The organism is Flavisolibacter nicotianae (assembly GCF_003628535.1).
In the GTDB taxonomy this organism is placed as follows: Bacteria; Bacteroidota; Bacteroidia; order Chitinophagales; family Chitinophagaceae; genus Flavisolibacter; species Flavisolibacter nicotianae.
In genome coordinates this window covers 633,968-651,370 of the sequence record NZ_RBCI01000004.1, presented here as the reverse complement: position 1 = coordinate 651,370, position 17,403 = coordinate 633,968, and the positions used below count along the sequence as shown (strand labels likewise).

Sequence of the window (17,403 nt, the reverse complement as noted above, 5' to 3'; positions counted from 1 at the left end):
AAAACACACGATGGCAAACGCACGAATCACAAACGAGACAATCCTGTCGGACGAGAAGTATACCTTCAAACGAATCGATTTTGACCTGCAGAAAAAAAACGGCGATTGGCAATCGCAAAAACGCGAAGTTTTCGACCATGGTAACGCGGTGACGGTACTGCTGTACAACCCCGAGGAAAAAACCGTTCTCCTCACAAAGCAATTCCGGATTGCGACCTACGTCAATGGAAACGCCGACGGCATGTTGCTGGAAACGCCGGCCGGGCTGCTGGATGAAAACGAGTCGCCGGAAGAAGCCATGCTGCGGGAGATCAGGGAAGAAACGGGTTATGCGTTGACCAGTGTACAAAAAGTGTTTGAAGCCTACAGCACCCCCGGTTCGGTAACGGAGCTGATTCATTACTTTGTGGCCCCTTATCGAAAAGACCAAAAACAAGGAGAGGGCGGAGGACTGGAAGAAGAAGGTGAAGACGTTACCGTGGTGGAATTGCCCTTTGCCGAAGCCGTGCAAATGATGAATAACGGAAGTATTCGTGACGCCAAAACCCTGCTGCTGCTTCACTATGCCTTGTTGAAAAAACTAGTGGGGGAGAGTTCACTCTAGCCGGGTAACAGCATCCGAAAACGGAATATTCTTCCTTTGCGTTTCTTTTACCCAACGATTTTGTATTGCTTGCAAGGAGTACGTACAACTTATGCACATAACCGGGCAAACAATCGCTGCCATCGGGTGAGAAAGGGGCTGCTTTTCATTCACGCCCTATCTTTGAGCCATGCTAAAAATCGGTGTATTTGGAACGGGTTACCTGGGAAAGTTTCATTTGAACAACTGGAAAGAGATCAGCGACGTGACCGTCGTTGGTTTTTTCGACCCGAATGATGCGATCGCAAAAGATGTGGAAGGACGGTATGGCCTGAAGCGGTTCGACAACGAAGACGAATTGATTGATGCCTGCGATGCCATTGATGTGGTCACACCGACGCAGTATCATTTTGCACTTTGCGAAAAGGCAATCAAAAAAGGCCGCCACGTGTTCGTGGAAAAGCCCATGGCGCATACGATCGATGAAGCAAAAGAACTGGTGAAGCTGGTGCAGGAGTCAAAGATCAAGTTCCAGGTGGGTCATGTGGAGCGGTTCAACCCCGCTTTCCTTGCCGCACAACCGCTAAAGCTGTCGCCGATGTTTATCGAAGTGCATCGCCTGGCGCAGTTCAATCCTCGTGGTACGGAGGTCAGCGTCATTCTCGACCTGATGATTCACGACATCGACGCAATCTTAAGTCTGGTGAAAAGCGATGTCAAAAATATTTCGGCCAGCGGCGTGGCGGTGCTGACCGATACACCGGATATTGCCAATGTGCGCATTGAATTTGACAACGGCTGTGTGGCCAACCTCACCTCAAGCCGGATCTCCATCAAGAAAATGCGCAAGATGCGCCTCTTTCAAAAAGACGCTTATATCTCGATCGATTTCCTTGAAAAGAAAACGGAAGTGATCCGGCTGAAAACGGAAGAAGACCAGAATGCCTTTGCCTTCGACCTGGAAACGCCGGCCGGCACCAAGACGATTGCAGTTCTCAACCCGCCTGTGCCGGATGTCAATGCCATTCGCCGGGAACTGGAGGAATTTGTCAGCGCTATCCGGAGTGACAAGCAGCCGGTGGTCAATGAAATTGACGGTTTCCGGGCACTTGAGGTAGCCCACCAGATCCTGCAAAAAATTGGTCACAACCAGACGGCCCAATAACCGGATGGCAAGGAAGAAATTCATTCAGCCCTTTTGGTATGCGGTAGCCGACTATTGCAGCGCCGCCATAGCCTGGGCTGTTTTTTACTTTGCCCGTAAAACGTACCTGGCGGAACCCTACACGATCAATTATAAATTCTGGCTTGGCGTGCTTGGTATACCGGCAGGATGGATCATACTGTATGCACTCATCGGGTCTTACCATTCGATTTACAAAAAATCGCGTCTGTCCGAAGCAACCAATGCCTTCGTTTGTGCGCTGATCGGTTGCACGGTCCTGTTTTTCCTTTTTCTCATCGACGACCGGAAAACCAGCAACAATTATTACTACACCAGTTATTTTACCCTCCTCGGGCTGCAGTTGTTTTTTTCCATTACCGGACGAATGATTGTCCTGAACACAGCAAAAAAGCAGTTGACTCAAAAGACCATCCAGTTCAATGCCATCTTGGTGGGACCGTCGTCCCGTGTCATCAATGTATACCGCGAAGCGCAGGCTCACCTGGCTGCCGAAGGGTTCAAGATTGTGGGTTTTGTCAGTACCGCTAACGGGAGAAACGGCGTACAAAAAGACCTCCCGTTACTTGGTGACAGCAACAGCCTGGAGCAGGTGATTGATGCATACAAAGCCAACCTTGTGGTACTGGCTGTTGACAAAAACGACCCGGCCCTGTTGGAAGACCTGCTGGTGCGGCTTTCCGAAAAAGATGTCGCTATCAAAATCGAAGCGGGCACGATCGATATTCTTTCCGGCACGGTGCGAACCGCCAACGTAATGGGAGCGGTGCTAACGGACCTACTTACCGGTCTGATGCCGGACTGGCAGTTGAATATCAAACGGGTCATCGACGTACTGGCAGCTTTTTTTGCGTTGGTCCTTTTGCTGCCGCTGTTGGTTTATATTGTCTTGCGGGTGGGCTTGTCATCAAAAGGAAGCATTTTTTTTTCACAGGAAAGAGTTGGCTACAAAGGCAAGTCGTTTCGCCTGTACAAATTCCGTTCGATGTACATGGATGCAGAAAAAAATGGCCCGGCACTTTCATCCGACCATGATCCCCGCATTACACCATGGGGAAAAGTGATGCGCAAATGGCGGCTGGATGAATTGCCCCAGCTTTGGAATATCCTGCGCGGCGACATGAGCCTGGTGGGTCCGCGGCCGGAGCGGCGTTTTTACATTAACCAGATCATTGCCCAATTTCCCTATTACAAATACCTGCTGAAGGTGAAGCCTGGTTTAACGTCGTGGGGCATGGTGCAATTCGGTTATGCCGAGAACGTAGCGCAAATGATCGAGCGGAGCAAATTCGACCTGGTGTATATCGAGAATATTTCGCTGCTGCTTGATTTTAAAATCATGTTGCACACGTTGCGGATCATTTTTTCTGGAAAAGGCAAGTAGGCGACCACCGCATTACCTTGAAGTCTCCCCGCCCTCCAAGGGAGGGAGTGGCATTTACACAGACCCTTGCTTTTGCACGATACTTCAAAGCCTTCATCGGTCATTTTGATGGAGGCTTTTTGCTGCCGTTTGGCGTCCCCGCTAACGGCTTTTTCTTTTGCCCCGAAGGAACATCCTGTTAATAGAAACAAGAATAGAGGGAGAAACAAATCTCCGCAGGAGCGATATATTTTATGGTGCCAGCAACAGAATAGCCATGAAGCTTCCGTTGCACAGTTTATCCTGACAAGGAAGGGCTCCATTCATCGTTCGGAACACGGATGGACAAAAAGAATTCCATCCCTTCAAGGGATGGCGTCTCTACGGATAGATAAGAATCCTGCCCAAGCAGGCCCTGTGCCCGGAATTTCCCTCTCCTTGAGGAGAGGGTTAGGGTGAGGTGTATATTTGCCTCCATGTTTACCAACTACGCCTTCACCGCTGCTGAACGATTTATGCGTTATGTGCAAATCGACACGCAAAGCAATCCACTTTCAGACTCGCACCCCACGTCTGAAAAGCAAAAAGACCTGTCGCGGTTATTGGTAGACGAACTGAAAGCAATGGGAATCCGCGACGCCGAAATGGATGAATGGGGTTACGTGTATGCAACCATTCCCGCCAATACCGACAAGGATGTCCCGGTCATTTGTTTTTGTGCCCACGTGGACACGGCACCGGATGCCAGCGGTACCGGTGTAAAACCCATCCTGCACAAAAATTATAGGGGTGAGGATATCGTACTTCCCGGCGACAAAACGCAGGTTCTTCGCAAAGCCGATTTTCCCTATCTTGAAAAATTGATTGGCCATGATCTCATAACGGCAAGCGGCACGACCCTCCTGGGAAGCGACGACAAAGCCGGTGTGGCAGAAATAATGGACGCTGCCCATTTTTTACTAGCGCATCCTGATGTAAAGCACGGCGCCGTGCGGCTGCTTTTTACTCCCGACGAGGAAGTGGGAAAGGGCACGGCAAACGTTAACATGCAAAAACTGGGTGCGCATTTCGGTTATACGCTGGACGGTGGCGAGGCAGGCTCGCTGGAAGACGAAACGTTCAGTGCCGACGGCGTGCACTTGGTCATACACGGTGTCATTACTCACCCTGGTTATGCAAAGGGCAAGATGGTCAATGCGCTCAAAATTGCCGGCGATGTGCTGGCCTCCCTGCCACGTGCCGAACTCTCTCCCGAAACGACCGAAGGCAAACAGGGCTTCATTCATCCTGTGCGTGTAGACGGTATTGCCGAAAAGGCCACCATCGATTTTATTATCCGTGACTTTGTAACCGATGGACTGAAAAAAAAGGAAGATTTCTTGCTGGGCATTGTGGAAATGGTGATGGAAAACTATCCTGCAGCCACGTTCGAATTTCACGTGACGGAACAGTATCGTAACATGAAAGAAGTGCTGGACCAGTACCCGCAGGTCGTGCAGTTTGCCAGGGAAGCGATCGAACGCAGCGGCCTTCCGTTGAAAATGGAAAGCATCCGTGGCGGTACCGACGGTAGTCGCCTTTCGTTTATGGGATTGCCTTGTCCTAACCTCTTTGCCGGTGAACAAGCCATCCACTCCAAGCTCGAATTCATCTCGGTGCAGGACATGAACAAAGCGGTGGTAACCATTGTCCATTTAACCACCATCTGGGAGGAGAAAGGCGTTGGTGTCAGGAATCAGTCAGCATTTGACAGCGTACCAAAAAGCCGGTAGATCGTTCTCATTTGCTAAATGTTAATTGCCATTCGCCGATTGGTGATTGTCGTTACCTTTAGTTGGTGAGATGGTTGCTGCCGATATGTTTTCTTTTCTTCCCGTTTTTACTCCGTGCGCAAAACCTCCTGATGAACGGCGGCTTTGAAGAGGAGAATATTTGCTCGGAATACCAGAAAAATTGTGCGCCGGAAGGGTGGATATCTACATCGCTTTACGCCGATTATTATTTTGATGACGCTCCCAACGCTTACGAAGGATCGCATTTTGTCGGGATCGTGCTGGCCGATTCGAGCAGGCCGTCGGGCCGGAATTTTTTGCGCAGCCGGTTGCTTTGCGGCTTGCGAAAAGGGGAGAAGTATAAACTTGATTTTTCGATCCGGTCCCTGCACAATGTCTTTGATTCGATCGGCATTTATTTTTCTGCCAACGATTTTTTATACCAAAAGGAAAAACTTCGCAACACGCAACCGCAGCTTTTTTTGCGCAGTGCCGGACTGCAGCCGTCGAAGGAATGGCAAAAAGTCTCCCTCGTTTATACCGCGGACGGGGCCGAAAATTTTATCGTTCTTGGCGATTTTAAAACGAAGGTCCATGATCTGTCGGGGCGCCGCGACCTGGGAAAGAGCTATTATTTTTTTATCGACAGCATTAGCCTTACGCCGCTGAATCCGCGGGAGCAACTTTGCGCCGCAGCCGACAGCGTTAAAGAAGAAGAATACAACTTCAGCGTCCGGCACAGCATGCTGGACCGGTTGATGTACGTAAACACCAAAAATCCACCGCCGGTGGAGCCTTTGCCCAAAACAACCCTGCAGCGCATAGACACCTTGGTAATTCCCGATGTGCTATTTGCCACCAACAGCTATGCCCTGGGCGAAAAAGCGAAGACTTTACTGGATGCCTTTGTTACAAGAACAAAATCCTACCAGGTTGACTCACTGGTTGTGGAAGGCCATACCGACAACCAGGGTTCGCTTTCGCTCAACCAAACGCTGTCAAGGAACCGGGCGGAGTCGGTTGCGGCTTATCTTTCTCCTGCCTTTCGCAGTGCGGTGTTCACGAGGGGCTGGGCCAGTGAGAAGCCGGTCGCAGACAACCGTCTGGCTGAAGGAAGGCAAAAGAACAGGCGGGTAGAAATTTATGTTTATGTTCGTGAATAGATTTGTACTCTTTCCAGCGATAAAAAGAAATTTGACTGTCAACTTTTATAACCAAAACAATAAGCCATGATACTACTTCAGGATAATGCAAATGGAATCGCCGGTTTTTTAGTGAATTTCTGGTGGCTGATTCTTCTGTTACTCATTGTTTTCAGCGGTCTGTTTACCATCAACCAGGGTTATATCGGTGTGATCACCATGTTCGGGAAATACCGGCGCCCGGCAAGACCCGGATTGAATTTTAAAATACCGTTCCTGGAACAGGTGTACAAAAAAGTGTCCATTCAAAACCGCTCGGTAGAGATGGAGTTCCAGGCTGTGACCCAGGACCAGGCCAACGTGTATTTTAAAAGCATGTTGCTGTACGCCGTGCAAAATGCCGATGAAGAAACGATTAAAAGAGTCGCATTTAAATTCATTTCCGACCGCGACCTGATGCAGGCCCTGGTACGGACCATTGAAGGAAACATCCGCTCGTTTGTGGCAACGAAGCGGCAGGCCGAAGTGCTGGCACTGCGCAAAGAGATCGTGGAATACGTAAAAGTGGAAATCGATCATACGCTGGAAGAATGGGGCTATCACCTGATGGACCTGCAGATCAACGACATCACCTTCGATAAGGCCATCATGGATTCGATGAGCAAAGTGGTGGCGTCGAACAACCTGAAAGCGGCCGCGGAAAACGAAGGGCAGGCGCTTCTCATTACCAAGACTAAAGGAGCTGAAGCAGAGGGCAATGCCATCAAGATCGCAGCGGAGGCCGAACGCGAAGCCGCACGTTTGCGTGGCCAGGGTGTAGCGCTTTTCCGCCAGGAAGTGGCCCGTGGTATGACAGAAGCCGCAGAGCAAATGAAACAGGCGAATCTCGATACCAATGTCATCCTGTTCAGCATGTGGACCGAAGCCGTGAAAAATTTTGCGGAGTATGGCAAAGGCAATATCATCTTCCTCGATGGCAGCGCCGATGGGATGGAAAAAACCATGAAGCAAATCCAGGCTTTGATGGTAAAACAAGCCGGAACCCCGATCGATGGGGAACGACTGATGCGGTAACAGAAGGTAACGTATAGGAGTAGGGACTTGGAATACACAAACTCTCCATACGCTGCTCTCACGGATTAAAACGTTAAATGTCGCCGGGAAGGCGGCATTTTTTATGGCTGCTTTTTATCATTGTAAAATATAAAGCGCTAAATCCCGTTATTTTTACCCAAAAGAAGATCCGCATGTTTCAATTGTTTTTTCTCTTGCAAGCCGATACGGCGACCCAACTGGCAGTTCAGAGTACAACTGCGAAGGAAAAAGGCGTAAGCTTGATCGAATTGTTGCAATTGGGCGGTTGGATCATGATCCCGCTGGCAGCTTTATTCCTGATCACCATCTTTGTTTTTTTTGAGCGTTACCTGTCCATCCGGAAGGCTTCCACGACAGAAGGCAATTTCATGAACATCATCCGCGATCATATTGTGAACGGGAACGTAACGGCGGCCCGGAGCTTTGCCAAAAACACCAACAACCCGGTTGCCCGCATTATCGACAAAGGCATCCAGCGTATCGGCAAGCCCATCGAAAACATTGAAAGGAGCATGGAAAGTGTTGGGAAGCTGGAGATTTTTAACCTGGAAAGAAACCTGTCCATTTTGTCGCTGGCAGCAGGTATTGCGCCCCTGCTTGGTTTTTTGGGAACCATTATCGGGATGTTCCAGTTGTTTTACAGTCTTGCCACTGGTGGCGATTTTACCATTCAGACCATGGCCAATGGTATTTATACAAAAGTGATCACGTCGGCAACGGGTTTGATTGTTGGTTTGCTGGCCTATGTTGCGCATAATTTTTTGACCACGCAGGTCGACAAAACCGCCTACAAAATGGAAGCGGCAAGCGCTGAGTTCCTGGATATTTTGCAGGAGCCCACTCGCTAAGGAAAGGCCGTTTTATTTTAAATGTTTTTTTGTTTCTTATGAACATCCGCAGAAAATTACGAGCCCATACCGAAGTGCATACAGGTCCGTTGAACGACATCCTGTTTATCCTTCTTTTGTTCTTCCTGATCACTTCCACGCTGGCCAATCCAAACCTGATTAAAGTAAACAATCCAAAAGGCTCAAAAGACACCAAGGCAAAGCAGGACATCATTGTCTCAATCGACAAAGACCATAACTTTTTTATCGGTTCGTCGCGGGTGCAGGGACCAATGATTGATTCAATGGTCAAAGAACACATCATCAAGGCCAAGCAAAAAGTGGATACGCCATCCGTGGTGATCAACGCCGATACCATTGCGTATTATGGCGAAGTGTTCCGCATCATGCGCATTGCCAAACAAAACGGCGCCAAGGTGGCGGCGTTGGTGAAGTAGAAACTTCCAGCCTGTCCTTCTAAAGGGAAACCATTTGCAGTACAAATATTGCAGCCTCCCCAAACCCCTCCAGGGAGGGGCTTACAACGTCACAGACCCTTGCTTTTACACGATACTTCAAAGCCTCCATCATACATTTTGATGGAGGCTTTTTGCTGCCGCTCGGTGTCCCCGCCAACGGCTTTTCTTTCGCCCCGGAGGGGCATCCTGTTAATAGAAAGAAAGAACAATCGAGAGAACAAAGCTCCGTAGGAGCGGCATATTTTTTCTTTTGCTGCCAGCAGCAGAATTGCCATTGAGATTGTGTTGCGTCGCACTCTTCAGCGTTCGGAACGCAGCCGGATAAAAAAGAATTCCATCCCTCGAAGGGATGGAATTCCTCGAAATAGAAAAGCATCTTGCCTTAGCCGCACAGGAGTACCGGCTAAACCCCTCTACCGGAAGAGATGACCTTCACCATCCGATCTTTTCCCTGCATGTCTTTTCGCAACTCCACATCCCGGTAGCCTTCCCTGTAAAACAAGTCGACGACTTCTGTTGAAAGGTCTTCGTGGATCTCAAGATAGATCGAGCCATCTTCAGCAAGCCGGCTTTTGGCAAACTGCGCAATGGCTTTGTAAAAAAGCAGCGCATCGTCAGTCGGTACAAACAGTGCCGTATGCGGTTCGAAATTCAGCACGTTGGGCCGCATGGTTTCTTTATCACGCAGGGGTATGTACGGCGGGTTGCTGACAAGGATATCGACAGTGGGCAGTGATTTTTGCTGTGATTCATCCAGGAAATTGGTTCCCTGGAAATCAACGCGGATGTTTTGTGAGGCTCCGTTCCGCCGCGCCACGTTCAGGGCTTCTTCGCTGCTGTCGCAGCCCCATACTTCCGCTTTTGGCAGGACCTTTTTTAAAGCCAGGGCGATGCACCCGCTGCCGGTGCCAACGTCCAGAATTTTTAATTCCGTTGTGGCGTCGGCCTGCATGGGACCGCGTTCGAAAACGGCGAGGCCTTTGTTTTTGACATCCCGCACGATCCATTCAACGAGTTCTTCCGTTTCGGGACGCGGAATCAAAACAGCATTGTCGACATACAGTTCCATGTCGTAAAACCAGGCCTTGTTGAGCACGTACTGAACCGGCTCGTATTGCTGCAGGCGGGAAAGACAGTTCCTGAGTTTTTCTTCCTGTTCTGCTGAAAGTGCGAAGTTTTTATTCAGGAGAAGGAAGGTTCGCGATTGCGTGGTACAGTCTTCCAGCACAAGTTGTGCTATCGCCGCCCGTTCGTCCGCATCATAAATTTCGCGTAAGCCTTCCCGGATGAATGAATGCGCTTCGCCGATTTTCATGCGCCAAACTTAAACCATTCTTTATTTTTGAATCTCCCAGTTTGTCTTGACTCCACACGAACGATACATGTTGCGATGCCTGCACCTGGCCCGTCAAGCCAGTGGCGACGTGGCACCCAATCCAATGGTCGGGGCAGTTTTGGTCTATGAAGATGAAATCATTGGAGAAGGCTATCATAGAGTATATGGGCAGGCCCATGCCGAAGTCAACTGTCTTGCTTCGGTAAAAGAGGCGCACCGCCACCTGGTTCCACAAGGCACCCTTTATGTTTCGCTTGAGCCCTGTGCCCATTTTGGTAAAACGCCGCCGTGTGCCGACCTCATCATCCGCGAAAAGATTGCCAGCGTTGTAGTCGGTTGCCGCGATCCATTTCCCGAAGTCAATGGAAAGGGGCTTGAAAAATTGCAGGCAGCCGGTGTGCAGGTGACCAGTGGTGTGCTCGAAAGGGAATGCCGCGACCTGAACCGGCGATTTTTTACGTTTCATACCCAGCACCGTCCATACATCGTGCTGAAATGGGCGCAGTCGATGGACGGCAAACTTGCCCACGCCGATTACAGCCGTGTACGGATCAGCAACGACTACTCCAACCGCATTGTGCATAGATGGCGCAGCGAGGAAATGGCCATTGTTGTCGGCACCAATACAGCTTTGTTCGACGATCCTTCGCTGACAACACGCCTTTGGCCGGGAAAGAATCCTATCCGCGTTGTCGTGGACATGAACCTCCGTCTGCCTTCAACTTTAAAGCTTTTTAACGGCGCCATTCCGACCGTTGTTTTCAACCGTCATCGACATACGCTTCCTTTTGAAAAAATCAGTCGTGACGATTTCGTTTCGATTGGCGTGGCCTATTACCAGGTGACGGAAGACACGAGCCTGGTTCACCAGATGCTGAACGGTTTGTATCAAATGGGCGTTCAAAGTATCCTGGTCGAAGGCGGTACGCAACTGCTGCAATCTTTTTTAGATGAATCGCTTTGGGACGAAGCCCGGGTAATTACAAACGAACAGTTGCTGCTTGGCGAAGGGTTGCCTGCCCCGCAGTTGCAGGGGGGAACGCTGGTACAGGAAGAAACCCTTTTTTCCGATCGCATTCACTGGTTTCGCCGCAACCCGCGCTGACCAACCGAAATCTTTGCCTTCAATTCTTTCCGCAAACCTACCTTCGCGGCCGCGAATGACACACTACAACACCATTGAGAAGCCTTCGCAGGCGGAGTACAAGGACAGGGGCAGCCGGTTCCTGGCCTATGCATTTCCCATTCAAAGCGTCGATGATTTTAAAAAAGAACTCAAAGTTTTAAAAGACGAACATCCAAAAGCCGTGCACCATTGCTTTGCGTATCGCCTTGGCTCTGATGGAACCAATTTCCGGGCGAGCGACGACGGCGAACCTTCCGGATCAGCCGGTAAACCCATCCTGGGGCAGATCGACAGCAAGGGTCTTACCAACACGGCCGTGGTGGTAGTGCGGTATTTCGGCGGCACCCTGCTTGGCGTGCCGGGTCTCATTACAGCCTACAAAACGGTTTCTTCCCTTGCTTTGCAGCTAACGCCAATCGTTGAAAAGCCCGTACTCGTTTCGTACGAGATGCAGTTCGATTACACCCTGATGAATGAGGTGATGATCTTTGTGAAGCGCTATCATTGCATCGTACTTGCAAACGAAATGCAGCTTTTCTGCCGAATCGTGGTGGGAGTACCCAAGGCCGAAGAAATTCATTTTACCGACCGGATCGGCGACATCCACGGTGTGGAGGTGCGCAAGCTGTAAGCAGTATCCTTGCTGCCGGTTGCAGCAGCGCTGTTCCAAACTTTTCATTTGCCTATTTTCTTGCCAGGATGATCAGGCGGGGTGTGGTTTTTACATCATAAGGCTGCAATGAATAATCGCCAAATACGTCTTCTACCTGCAGTTTTTGAAACGAAAGCATATCCGTAAAATCGCCCAGGTTAAATTTTGCCACCTTTTCCGTGAACTCAACCGGTTCTTTCATGGACGCATCCCGAACGATAATGCGTTTGAAAAAGTGATCCGTATCATGCCAGCGGTGGATCTCGTATTCGGTGTCGTTTATAATTTTCACTTCGTTATGCTGGAGGTGTTCTTCCGCGTAGTGCACATTCAGAAAATCAATCAAAATCCGGCCACCGGGTTTCAGGCACTGGGCAATCGTCCGTATGGCATCATCGTGCTCGCGTCGTGTAGGAAAGTAACCGAAGGACGTAAAGAAATTAAAGGCGTAATCGAAGTAATTGATCCAGAAAGGCAGGCGCATGTCGTGCCGGTAAAAATGAAGGTTGTCTGTTTCATGCTGCTTTGCATCCTGAATGCTGTTGTATGAAAGGTCAATTCCTGTTACGTCAAAACCTTTGGAAGCAAGGAAACGGGCATGGCGTCCGCGTCCGCAACCCACATCCAGCATACGGCTTTCGCGTGGCGGATTCAGCCGGGATAGCAGTGTGTTGATAAAATTTTGCGCTTCTTTCTCATCGCGGTTGAAATAGAGCTGATGATAAAACGTGGAGTTGAACCAGTCTTTGTACCATTCGTTGAGCATTTCCCGTTTTTTGCAAATGTAAACTGTCCGCGGCAGCCAACACGGCTTCTGGTAAGCCCGAAAGCCGTATTTTTGCCCTCTTAAAAATGTATTTGTGGCATTGATAAAGAGCATATCCGGCATCAGGGGAACCATTGGCGGCAAACCTGGTGAGTCCTTAACCGCTATCGACATTGTAAAATTTGCAACTGCTTTTGGGAGTATCATCACTGAAACCCGTGAAGACAAGACTGTACCTGCCAAAATCGTGATCGGCCGTGATGGCCGCATCAGCGGGAGCATGGTCAGCAGCCTCGTTGTTTCATCACTTGTCAGCATTGGTATTGACGTGATTGATCTTGGATTTTCCACCACGCCAACGGTTGAAATTGCCACGAAGACCGAAGGTGCGAATGGTGGTATCATCATCACCGCAAGCCATAATCCAAAAGAGTGGAATGCGTTGAAACTCCTGAATAACGAAGGTGAATTCATCGATGCCGCCGTTGGCGCCGACGTATTGAGCCGGGCCCAGAAAGAGGCTTTTGTTTTTGCTACGGTGGAAAAGTTAGGGACCGTTTCATCCAACGACAGTTATCTCCAAAAACATATTGACCTGGTACTCGACTATCCTTTGGTTAACAAGGAAGCCATCGCGAAACGCGGTTTCAAAGTCGTCGTTGATTGCATCAATTCAACCGGCTCCCTGGTGGTGCCGCAACTGTTGAAAGCCTTGGGTGTAGCCGATGTGGTCGTGATCAACGGGGACGTGAGCGGACGTTTTGCCCACAATCCCGAGCCTCTGCCCGAGCACCTGACATCGCTGAGCAACGAGGTTGTTAAGCAAAATGCGGATTTTGGTATCGCGGTCGATCCGGACGTGGACAGGCTTTGTTTTGTGTGCGAAGACGGCAGCATGTTTGGCGAAGAATACACCCTGGTGGCTGTTGCCGATTATGTGCTGAGCAAGCGCAAAGGCAATACAGTGAGTAACATGAGCAGCACGAAAGCACTGAAAGAGATTACCCAAAAACACGGTGGTGACTATTTCCCCTCCGCCGTGGGTGAGGTGAACGTGGTGACGAAAATGAAAGCAGTGAACGCCGTGATTGGCGGGGAAGGAAACGGCGGTATCATCGTCCCGGATTTTCACTATGGCCGTGATGCACTGATCGGGATCGCCCTGTTCCTTACGCATTTTGCCGGCTTCAGCAAAGGCTTAAAATCGTTCCGCGGAAACTACCCCGATTATTTTATTTCGAAGAATAAGATCGAGCTGGAAAATGGCGTGAATGTGCCGGCCATCTTCGACAAGATCAAAAGCAAGTACCGCAACAACCCGATCAACACGGAAGATGGACTGAAGATTGAATTTGATACGGACTGGGTGCATTTGCGCACGTCCAATACGGAACCCATCATCCGGATTTATGCCGAAAGCAATTTTGAAACGACAGCCAACAATATTGCCAAACGATTGATGGCCGATATCAAAGAATTAAAGGATTAAAACCCTTTTCCCATGCGGGAACGTGGGTAGAATTTGCTTTCATCCTGCAACCAGTTTTGTTGCACAAATATTTGTAAACCGTTTATTGGAAAGTTCAGTCACCAGATGAAACTTCCACTTAGACCGAATGAGAGAAATGGTAGAGAATAAACAGGAAACTAGAAGTCTCCGTTCCGACACCGGGGGACAGGCAGCCACCCGCATTTATTTCGACAACGCGGCCACAACGCGCCTCGACCCGGAAGTGCTGGATGCCATGATGCCTTACCTCACCGATCATTTTGGTAATCCTTCCTCGATTTACTCGTACGGAAGAGAAACCCGTCTTGCCATCGAAAACGCACGGAAATCGGTTGCCAAACAACTGGGTGTTCACCCCCGCAATATTTTCTTTACCAGCGGTGGAACGGAAAGCAACAATACCGCCATTGCTGCTTCTATTCGGGACCTCGGTTGCAATCACATCATTACGTCACCCATCGAGCACCACGCAGTACTGCACACGGTTGAACATTATTGCACTTGCAACAAGATCTCGCATTCGTTTGTAAAGCTTACCGACACAGGCGCTGTGGATTATGCCGACCTGGACAAACAACTGACGGCACAGGCGGAAGCCGGCAAAAAATGCCTCGTTTCCCTCATGCACGCCAACAATGAAATCGGTGTGCTGCTAAGCATTAAAAAAGTGGGAGAGATGTGCAAGGCGCACGGCGCCGTTTTTCATTCCGATTGCGTGCAAACCGTGGGGCATTATCCCATCGATCTTTCCAAACTGAATGTAGACTTTATTTCGGCCGCCAGCCACAAATTTCACGGTCCAAAAGGCGTGGGTATTTTGTTTGTCAGCGACGAGGTGCAGATCAAGCCTTTCATTTTCGGTGGCGGGCAGGAGCGAAACATGCGGGCCGGTACCGAGAACGTGTATGGCATTGTGGGCTTTGCCAAAGCACTGGAAATTGCCATGCGGGATTACGAAAAGGAAAGCGCTTACCTGAAGGAATTGAAAAGCTATATGAAGCAACGCCTGCAGGAAGACATTCCCGGCGTTCAGTTCAATGATTGCCCCGAGTCTTTGTATACGGTATTGAGTGTTTGCTTTCCCAAAACCGAAAAAAGCGAATTTCTGCTCATGAGCCTCGACATGGCCAATATTTGCGTGTCGGGTGGAAGCGCCTGCAGCAGCGGTGCCAGTGTAGGGTCGCATGTCATTCATGCACTGCAAAAAGGCGAGGATTGCACAACCATCCGTTTTTCGTTTAGCAAATACAATACAAAAGAAGAAGTGGACAGGGTGGTGGAGAAGGTGAAAGAATTGGTTTAATTGCTCAATTTTCTTTCGCCAATAATCCACTGACCAGGGCCTTCCACTGCAGTTTTGAAAAGCCTGTCACGCCGCCTGTCCCAACGATGGCATTCCGGACTTTGTCCAGCAAGTTTTCTGCAGCGTTTACATTGGGTTTTTCATTCCGTCCGTAAACACCGGCAGAGACGTTGCGCCCCTGGCGCTTTACGATAAAATTTGAGGTGGCTTCATCCGTGTAAAAGTGCGCTACGTCAGCATGGTCGTTTAGCGGGCTGCTTGCGGGCCGCACCCGGACAGATGTGAATTCCTCGTCATCTTCGACCCGTTCAACAATTTCTTCCACCCGCACCCAGTCGTAGCCTTCACCGGTTTGGATGCCCGGTGCCGGTATGCTGATCCGGAAAAAGTCTTCTTTTTGCGGCCGGCGGTCAACGGGATTGCCGGCCGGATCGGTCAGTTGAAAATCCGCGCTGAGCGAACCGGCAAAGCCATGCCAGCTGTTGACATTGAGCAACCGCTCTTTTACCTGCTGAAAAAATTTCTTTGCCTCCTCCGCATTGGGGAGAGAAACAGAATCTTCCACATTCACGGCCGTTCCTTCCTGGTGTTCAGGAATCCGGCTTTCCGGTTTTTCACTCATAAGTTCAGTTTTCCTTCAGCGCCATCTGCGAGGCGTTTGCCGGTCACCACAGATGCCGCCGCTTTAAGAAAATAGACCATTTTCCCTGTTTCATTGTCCCAATAGTAACAATCCTGCGGGCTCACTTTCAACAGAGCAAGATTAGGGTCTTCGGCTCCCCTTGCAAAATAGACCTTGACCATGGGGGTCCATTTCTCTTTAATTTTTTGCCGGTCAGTTACGACTGACGCTTTGGCCCACACATCCAAATAGCTGTCCTTGCCGGGATGTGCATAGACGAGGTGAACATTGTGGTCCCTCGACACTTCATCCACTTTGATAGAGCGCAGGTCGGTATAAAACCAAAGCGTTCCGTCCCCTTCTACGTCCACCGTTGCCATGGGGCGGGTGTGCGTTTCGGCATCACCATGGTTGTTGGTGATGAACATGCATATATTGACGTCTTTCACCAGCCTGGTAAATTTTTCGAGCGCCTGTTCATTCTGGAGATTCTTTTCCATGTTCGACTTTTTCTATTCAAGCTGGCAAAAACTTTATGCCATCTGCTGCTTTTGTTGCGCAGGCTGCTCCTGCAGTTTTTCTTCGGCGGAAGAGGCATCGACCAGGCCAATTTTTACCGAGTGCAGGATGGCTTCCTCGCTGTGTTTGAAAAAGAGACAGGGCACGCCGGCAGCTTCAATTTTCGTCAGCACGTCTTTTACTTTTTGATAGTTCCGTTCAAATACATCGCGGATATATACCGCATGAACCTGCTTTGGGAAATGTTTGACGACCGACTGGTAGATGTAAGGGTCTTGCTGCGAACTATCGCCCAACAACACGACCCGGTGTTTTGGAAAGGCTTCCAGGATGCGCACAATGCGGGTAAATTTCGTCCCATGATTGTTCTGGCCGGTCTTCAGCAATTGCGAAAAGCGTTTGAGCTGACTTAGGAGAAAAACCCCTCTCGGAATTTTGTTCACAGCTGTGAATTCGAGGATGTATTCATACAGGTTCCATTCGCTGCTCGACACAAAAAAGAACGGATTGGGCGCCTCCGGCGTGGTGCCGCTTTGCGCCAGTAACTGGTAGTGCCGCACCACGCCATCAAACGGTTTCCGACTGCGGGCATTCTGCGTAAACAAAACATACAGCCGCTTGCGCAAATTGCCCGAATGCGAGATCAGAAACGTGTCGTCGATGTCGGAAATAAAAATGTATTGGGTTTCGTAAGGGATAAAAATCCGGCCCGGTGCTTCGGCCAATGGGCGTTCATTCAAAAAAGCCCCGACCATCACCGGTACCCAGCCGCGATCGAAGGGTGCTTTGTCTTCCCATTCGAAGCGGAAAAAGCCATCTGTATCGGTGCAGGTTGTATAAGTCCTGCCTTTCCATTCCAACCGCACCTCTATGCCTGCAAACGGCTTGACTAGAAAAAGCCGCAGCAGCGCCAGTGAATTGCGGACAAAACTTTGCCGGTATTTTTTTCTCGGAAAAGGGCTGTGTTGAAACACGTGGCCAAACACCGTAAGGCAGTTATCGTGGCCATAACCATGATATACTTTGACGGTTGGTTCGGCAGTCAGCCTGAACACGTTTAACAGCTTCTCCTTCCGGCTCCGTTTTTTGTGCCGGGTTTCGTGGTCGGTCGTTTGCATAATGGAG

Annotated in this window: 17 protein-coding genes; 12 read left to right on the top strand and 5 right to left on the bottom strand. The window is 49.8% G+C overall.

All coding sequences use genetic code 11. From position 1 onward, the window contains the following. The first annotated feature begins 10 nt into the window (after positions 1-10). From D6024_RS14595 to D6024_RS14560, 8 genes are all read left to right on the top strand, one after another. On the top strand, positions 11-604 hold the full coding sequence (locus tag D6024_RS14595) for an NUDIX domain-containing protein (protein ID WP_121355341.1): 594 nt from the start codon (positions 11-13) through the stop codon (positions 602-604). Between the two features lie 169 nt (positions 605-773). Continuing rightward, positions 774-1,748, top strand: coding sequence for a Gfo/Idh/MocA family protein (locus tag D6024_RS14590; protein WP_121355340.1), 975 nt, complete (start codon positions 774-776; stop codon positions 1,746-1,748). A 4-nt stretch (positions 1,749-1,752) separates the two neighbouring features. After that, positions 1,753-3,150, top strand: coding sequence for an exopolysaccharide biosynthesis polyprenyl glycosylphosphotransferase (locus D6024_RS14585; RefSeq protein ID WP_121355339.1), 1,398 nt, complete (start codon positions 1,753-1,755; stop codon positions 3,148-3,150). 455 nt (positions 3,151-3,605) lie between these two features. Further along, on the top strand, positions 3,606-4,901 hold the full coding sequence (pepT, locus tag D6024_RS14580) for a peptidase T (RefSeq protein WP_121355338.1): 1,296 nt from the start codon (positions 3,606-3,608) through the stop codon (positions 4,899-4,901). 131 nt (positions 4,902-5,032) lie between these two features. Next, positions 5,033-6,064, top strand: coding sequence for an OmpA family protein (locus D6024_RS14575; protein WP_121355337.1), 1,032 nt, complete (start codon positions 5,033-5,035; stop codon positions 6,062-6,064). Between the two features lie 66 nt (positions 6,065-6,130). Then, on the top strand, positions 6,131-7,117 hold the full coding sequence (locus tag D6024_RS14570; RefSeq protein WP_121355336.1) for an SPFH domain-containing protein: 987 nt from the start codon (positions 6,131-6,133) through the stop codon (positions 7,115-7,117). Between the two features lie 173 nt (positions 7,118-7,290). Continuing rightward, positions 7,291-7,986, top strand: a complete 696-nt coding sequence (locus tag D6024_RS14565; protein ID WP_121355393.1) for a MotA/TolQ/ExbB proton channel family protein — start codon at positions 7,291-7,293, stop codon at positions 7,984-7,986. 38 nt (positions 7,987-8,024) lie between these two features. Next, entirely contained in the window at positions 8,025-8,423 is a 399-nt protein-coding gene (locus tag D6024_RS14560) for an ExbD/TolR family protein (protein WP_121355335.1), read from the top strand. Positions 8,424-8,847: 424 nt separating this feature from the next. Here D6024_RS14560 and prmC read toward each other — a convergent pair whose 3' ends face one another. Beyond that, positions 8,848-9,759 carry a peptide chain release factor N(5)-glutamine methyltransferase gene (prmC, locus tag D6024_RS14550; RefSeq protein ID WP_121355333.1) on the bottom strand — a complete coding sequence of 304 codons (912 nt, stop codon included), beginning with the start codon at positions 9,757-9,759 and terminating at the stop codon, positions 8,848-8,850. A 46-nt stretch (positions 9,760-9,805) separates the two neighbouring features. Here prmC and ribD point away from each other — a divergent pair, with 46 nt between their 5' ends. Together ribD and D6024_RS14540 are read left to right on the top strand one after the other, a co-directional pair. Beyond that, positions 9,806-10,885: a bifunctional diaminohydroxyphosphoribosylaminopyrimidine deaminase/5-amino-6-(5-phosphoribosylamino)uracil reductase RibD gene (gene ribD / locus D6024_RS14545; protein ID WP_262670719.1), complete on the top strand. Its 1,080-nt coding sequence runs from the start codon at positions 9,806-9,808 to the stop codon at positions 10,883-10,885. Positions 10,886-10,940: 55 nt separating this feature from the next. After that, positions 10,941-11,537 (top strand): IMPACT family protein, encoded by a 597-nt coding sequence (locus D6024_RS14540; RefSeq protein WP_121355331.1) that lies wholly within the window; start codon positions 10,941-10,943, stop codon positions 11,535-11,537. 52 nt (positions 11,538-11,589) lie between these two features. Here D6024_RS14540 and D6024_RS14535 read toward each other — a convergent pair whose 3' ends face one another. Beyond that, the gene (locus tag D6024_RS14535) at positions 11,590-12,324 is read right to left on the bottom strand and encodes a class I SAM-dependent methyltransferase (protein WP_121355392.1); all 735 of its coding nucleotides are present in this window, start codon (positions 12,322-12,324) and stop codon (positions 11,590-11,592) included. Positions 12,325-12,418: 94 nt separating this feature from the next. On the opposite strand from D6024_RS14535, the gene glmM reads away from it, so the two are divergent. Beyond that, positions 12,419-13,813 carry a phosphoglucosamine mutase gene (glmM, locus tag D6024_RS14530; protein ID WP_121355330.1) on the top strand — a complete coding sequence of 465 codons (1,395 nt, stop codon included), beginning with the start codon at positions 12,419-12,421 and terminating at the stop codon, positions 13,811-13,813. Positions 13,814-13,940: 127 nt separating this feature from the next. Continuing rightward, entirely contained in the window at positions 13,941-15,137 is a 1,197-nt protein-coding gene (locus D6024_RS14525; protein WP_317125271.1) for a cysteine desulfurase family protein, read from the top strand. A gap of 4 nt (positions 15,138-15,141) precedes the next feature. Here the strand turns inward: D6024_RS14525 and D6024_RS14520 are convergent, their stop codons facing one another. From D6024_RS14520 to D6024_RS14510, 3 genes are read right to left on the bottom strand one after another with little or no spacing between them, the layout of a single operon-like run. Then, the gene (locus tag D6024_RS14520) at positions 15,142-15,759 is read right to left on the bottom strand and encodes a hypothetical protein (RefSeq protein ID WP_121355328.1); all 618 of its coding nucleotides are present in this window, start codon (positions 15,757-15,759) and stop codon (positions 15,142-15,144) included. Continuing rightward, positions 15,756-16,259: a pyridoxamine 5'-phosphate oxidase family protein gene (locus D6024_RS14515; RefSeq protein WP_121355327.1), complete on the bottom strand. Its 504-nt coding sequence runs from the start codon at positions 16,257-16,259 to the stop codon at positions 15,756-15,758. Before D6024_RS14515 ends, D6024_RS14520 begins: the two co-directional genes overlap by 4 nt. A 33-nt stretch (positions 16,260-16,292) precedes the next feature. Beyond that, positions 16,293-17,396 carry an App1 family protein gene (locus D6024_RS14510; protein ID WP_121355326.1) on the bottom strand — a complete coding sequence of 368 codons (1,104 nt, stop codon included), beginning with the start codon at positions 17,394-17,396 and terminating at the stop codon, positions 16,293-16,295. Positions 17,397-17,403 lie beyond the last annotated feature (7 nt).

Bases quoted from the DNA above. Each gene is read 5' to 3' on its own strand.
- D6024_RS14595 (WP_121355341.1), top strand. From the start codon at position 11: ATGGCAAACGCACGAATCACAAACGAGACAATCCTGTCGGACGAGAAG.
- D6024_RS14590 (WP_121355340.1), top strand. From the start codon at position 774: ATGCTAAAAATCGGTGTATTTGGAACGGGTTACCTGGGAAAGTTTCAT.
- D6024_RS14585 (WP_121355339.1), top strand. From the start codon at position 1,753: ATGGCAAGGAAGAAATTCATTCAGCCCTTTTGGTATGCGGTAGCCGAC.
- pepT (WP_121355338.1), top strand. From the start codon at position 3,606: ATGTTTACCAACTACGCCTTCACCGCTGCTGAACGATTTATGCGTTAT.
- D6024_RS14575 (WP_121355337.1), top strand. From the start codon at position 5,033: ATGAACGGCGGCTTTGAAGAGGAGAATATTTGCTCGGAATACCAGAAA.
- D6024_RS14570 (WP_121355336.1), top strand. From the start codon at position 6,131: ATGATACTACTTCAGGATAATGCAAATGGAATCGCCGGTTTTTTAGTG.
- D6024_RS14565 (WP_121355393.1), top strand. From the start codon at position 7,291: ATGTTTCAATTGTTTTTTCTCTTGCAAGCCGATACGGCGACCCAACTG.
- D6024_RS14560 (WP_121355335.1), top strand. From the start codon at position 8,025: ATGAACATCCGCAGAAAATTACGAGCCCATACCGAAGTGCATACAGGT.
- prmC (WP_121355333.1), bottom strand. From the start codon at position 9,759: ATGAAAATCGGCGAAGCGCATTCATTCATCCGGGAAGGCTTACGCGAA.
- D6024_RS14540 (WP_121355331.1), top strand. From the start codon at position 10,941: ATGACACACTACAACACCATTGAGAAGCCTTCGCAGGCGGAGTACAAG.
- D6024_RS14535 (WP_121355392.1), bottom strand. From the start codon at position 12,324: ATGCTCAACGAATGGTACAAAGACTGGTTCAACTCCACGTTTTATCAT.
- D6024_RS14525 (WP_317125271.1), top strand. From the start codon at position 13,941: ATGAGAGAAATGGTAGAGAATAAACAGGAAACTAGAAGTCTCCGTTCC.
- D6024_RS14520 (WP_121355328.1), bottom strand. From the start codon at position 15,759: ATGAGTGAAAAACCGGAAAGCCGGATTCCTGAACACCAGGAAGGAACG.
- D6024_RS14515 (WP_121355327.1), bottom strand. From the start codon at position 16,259: ATGGAAAAGAATCTCCAGAATGAACAGGCGCTCGAAAAATTTACCAGG.
- D6024_RS14510 (WP_121355326.1), bottom strand. From the start codon at position 17,396: ATGCAAACGACCGACCACGAAACCCGGCACAAAAAACGGAGCCGGAAG.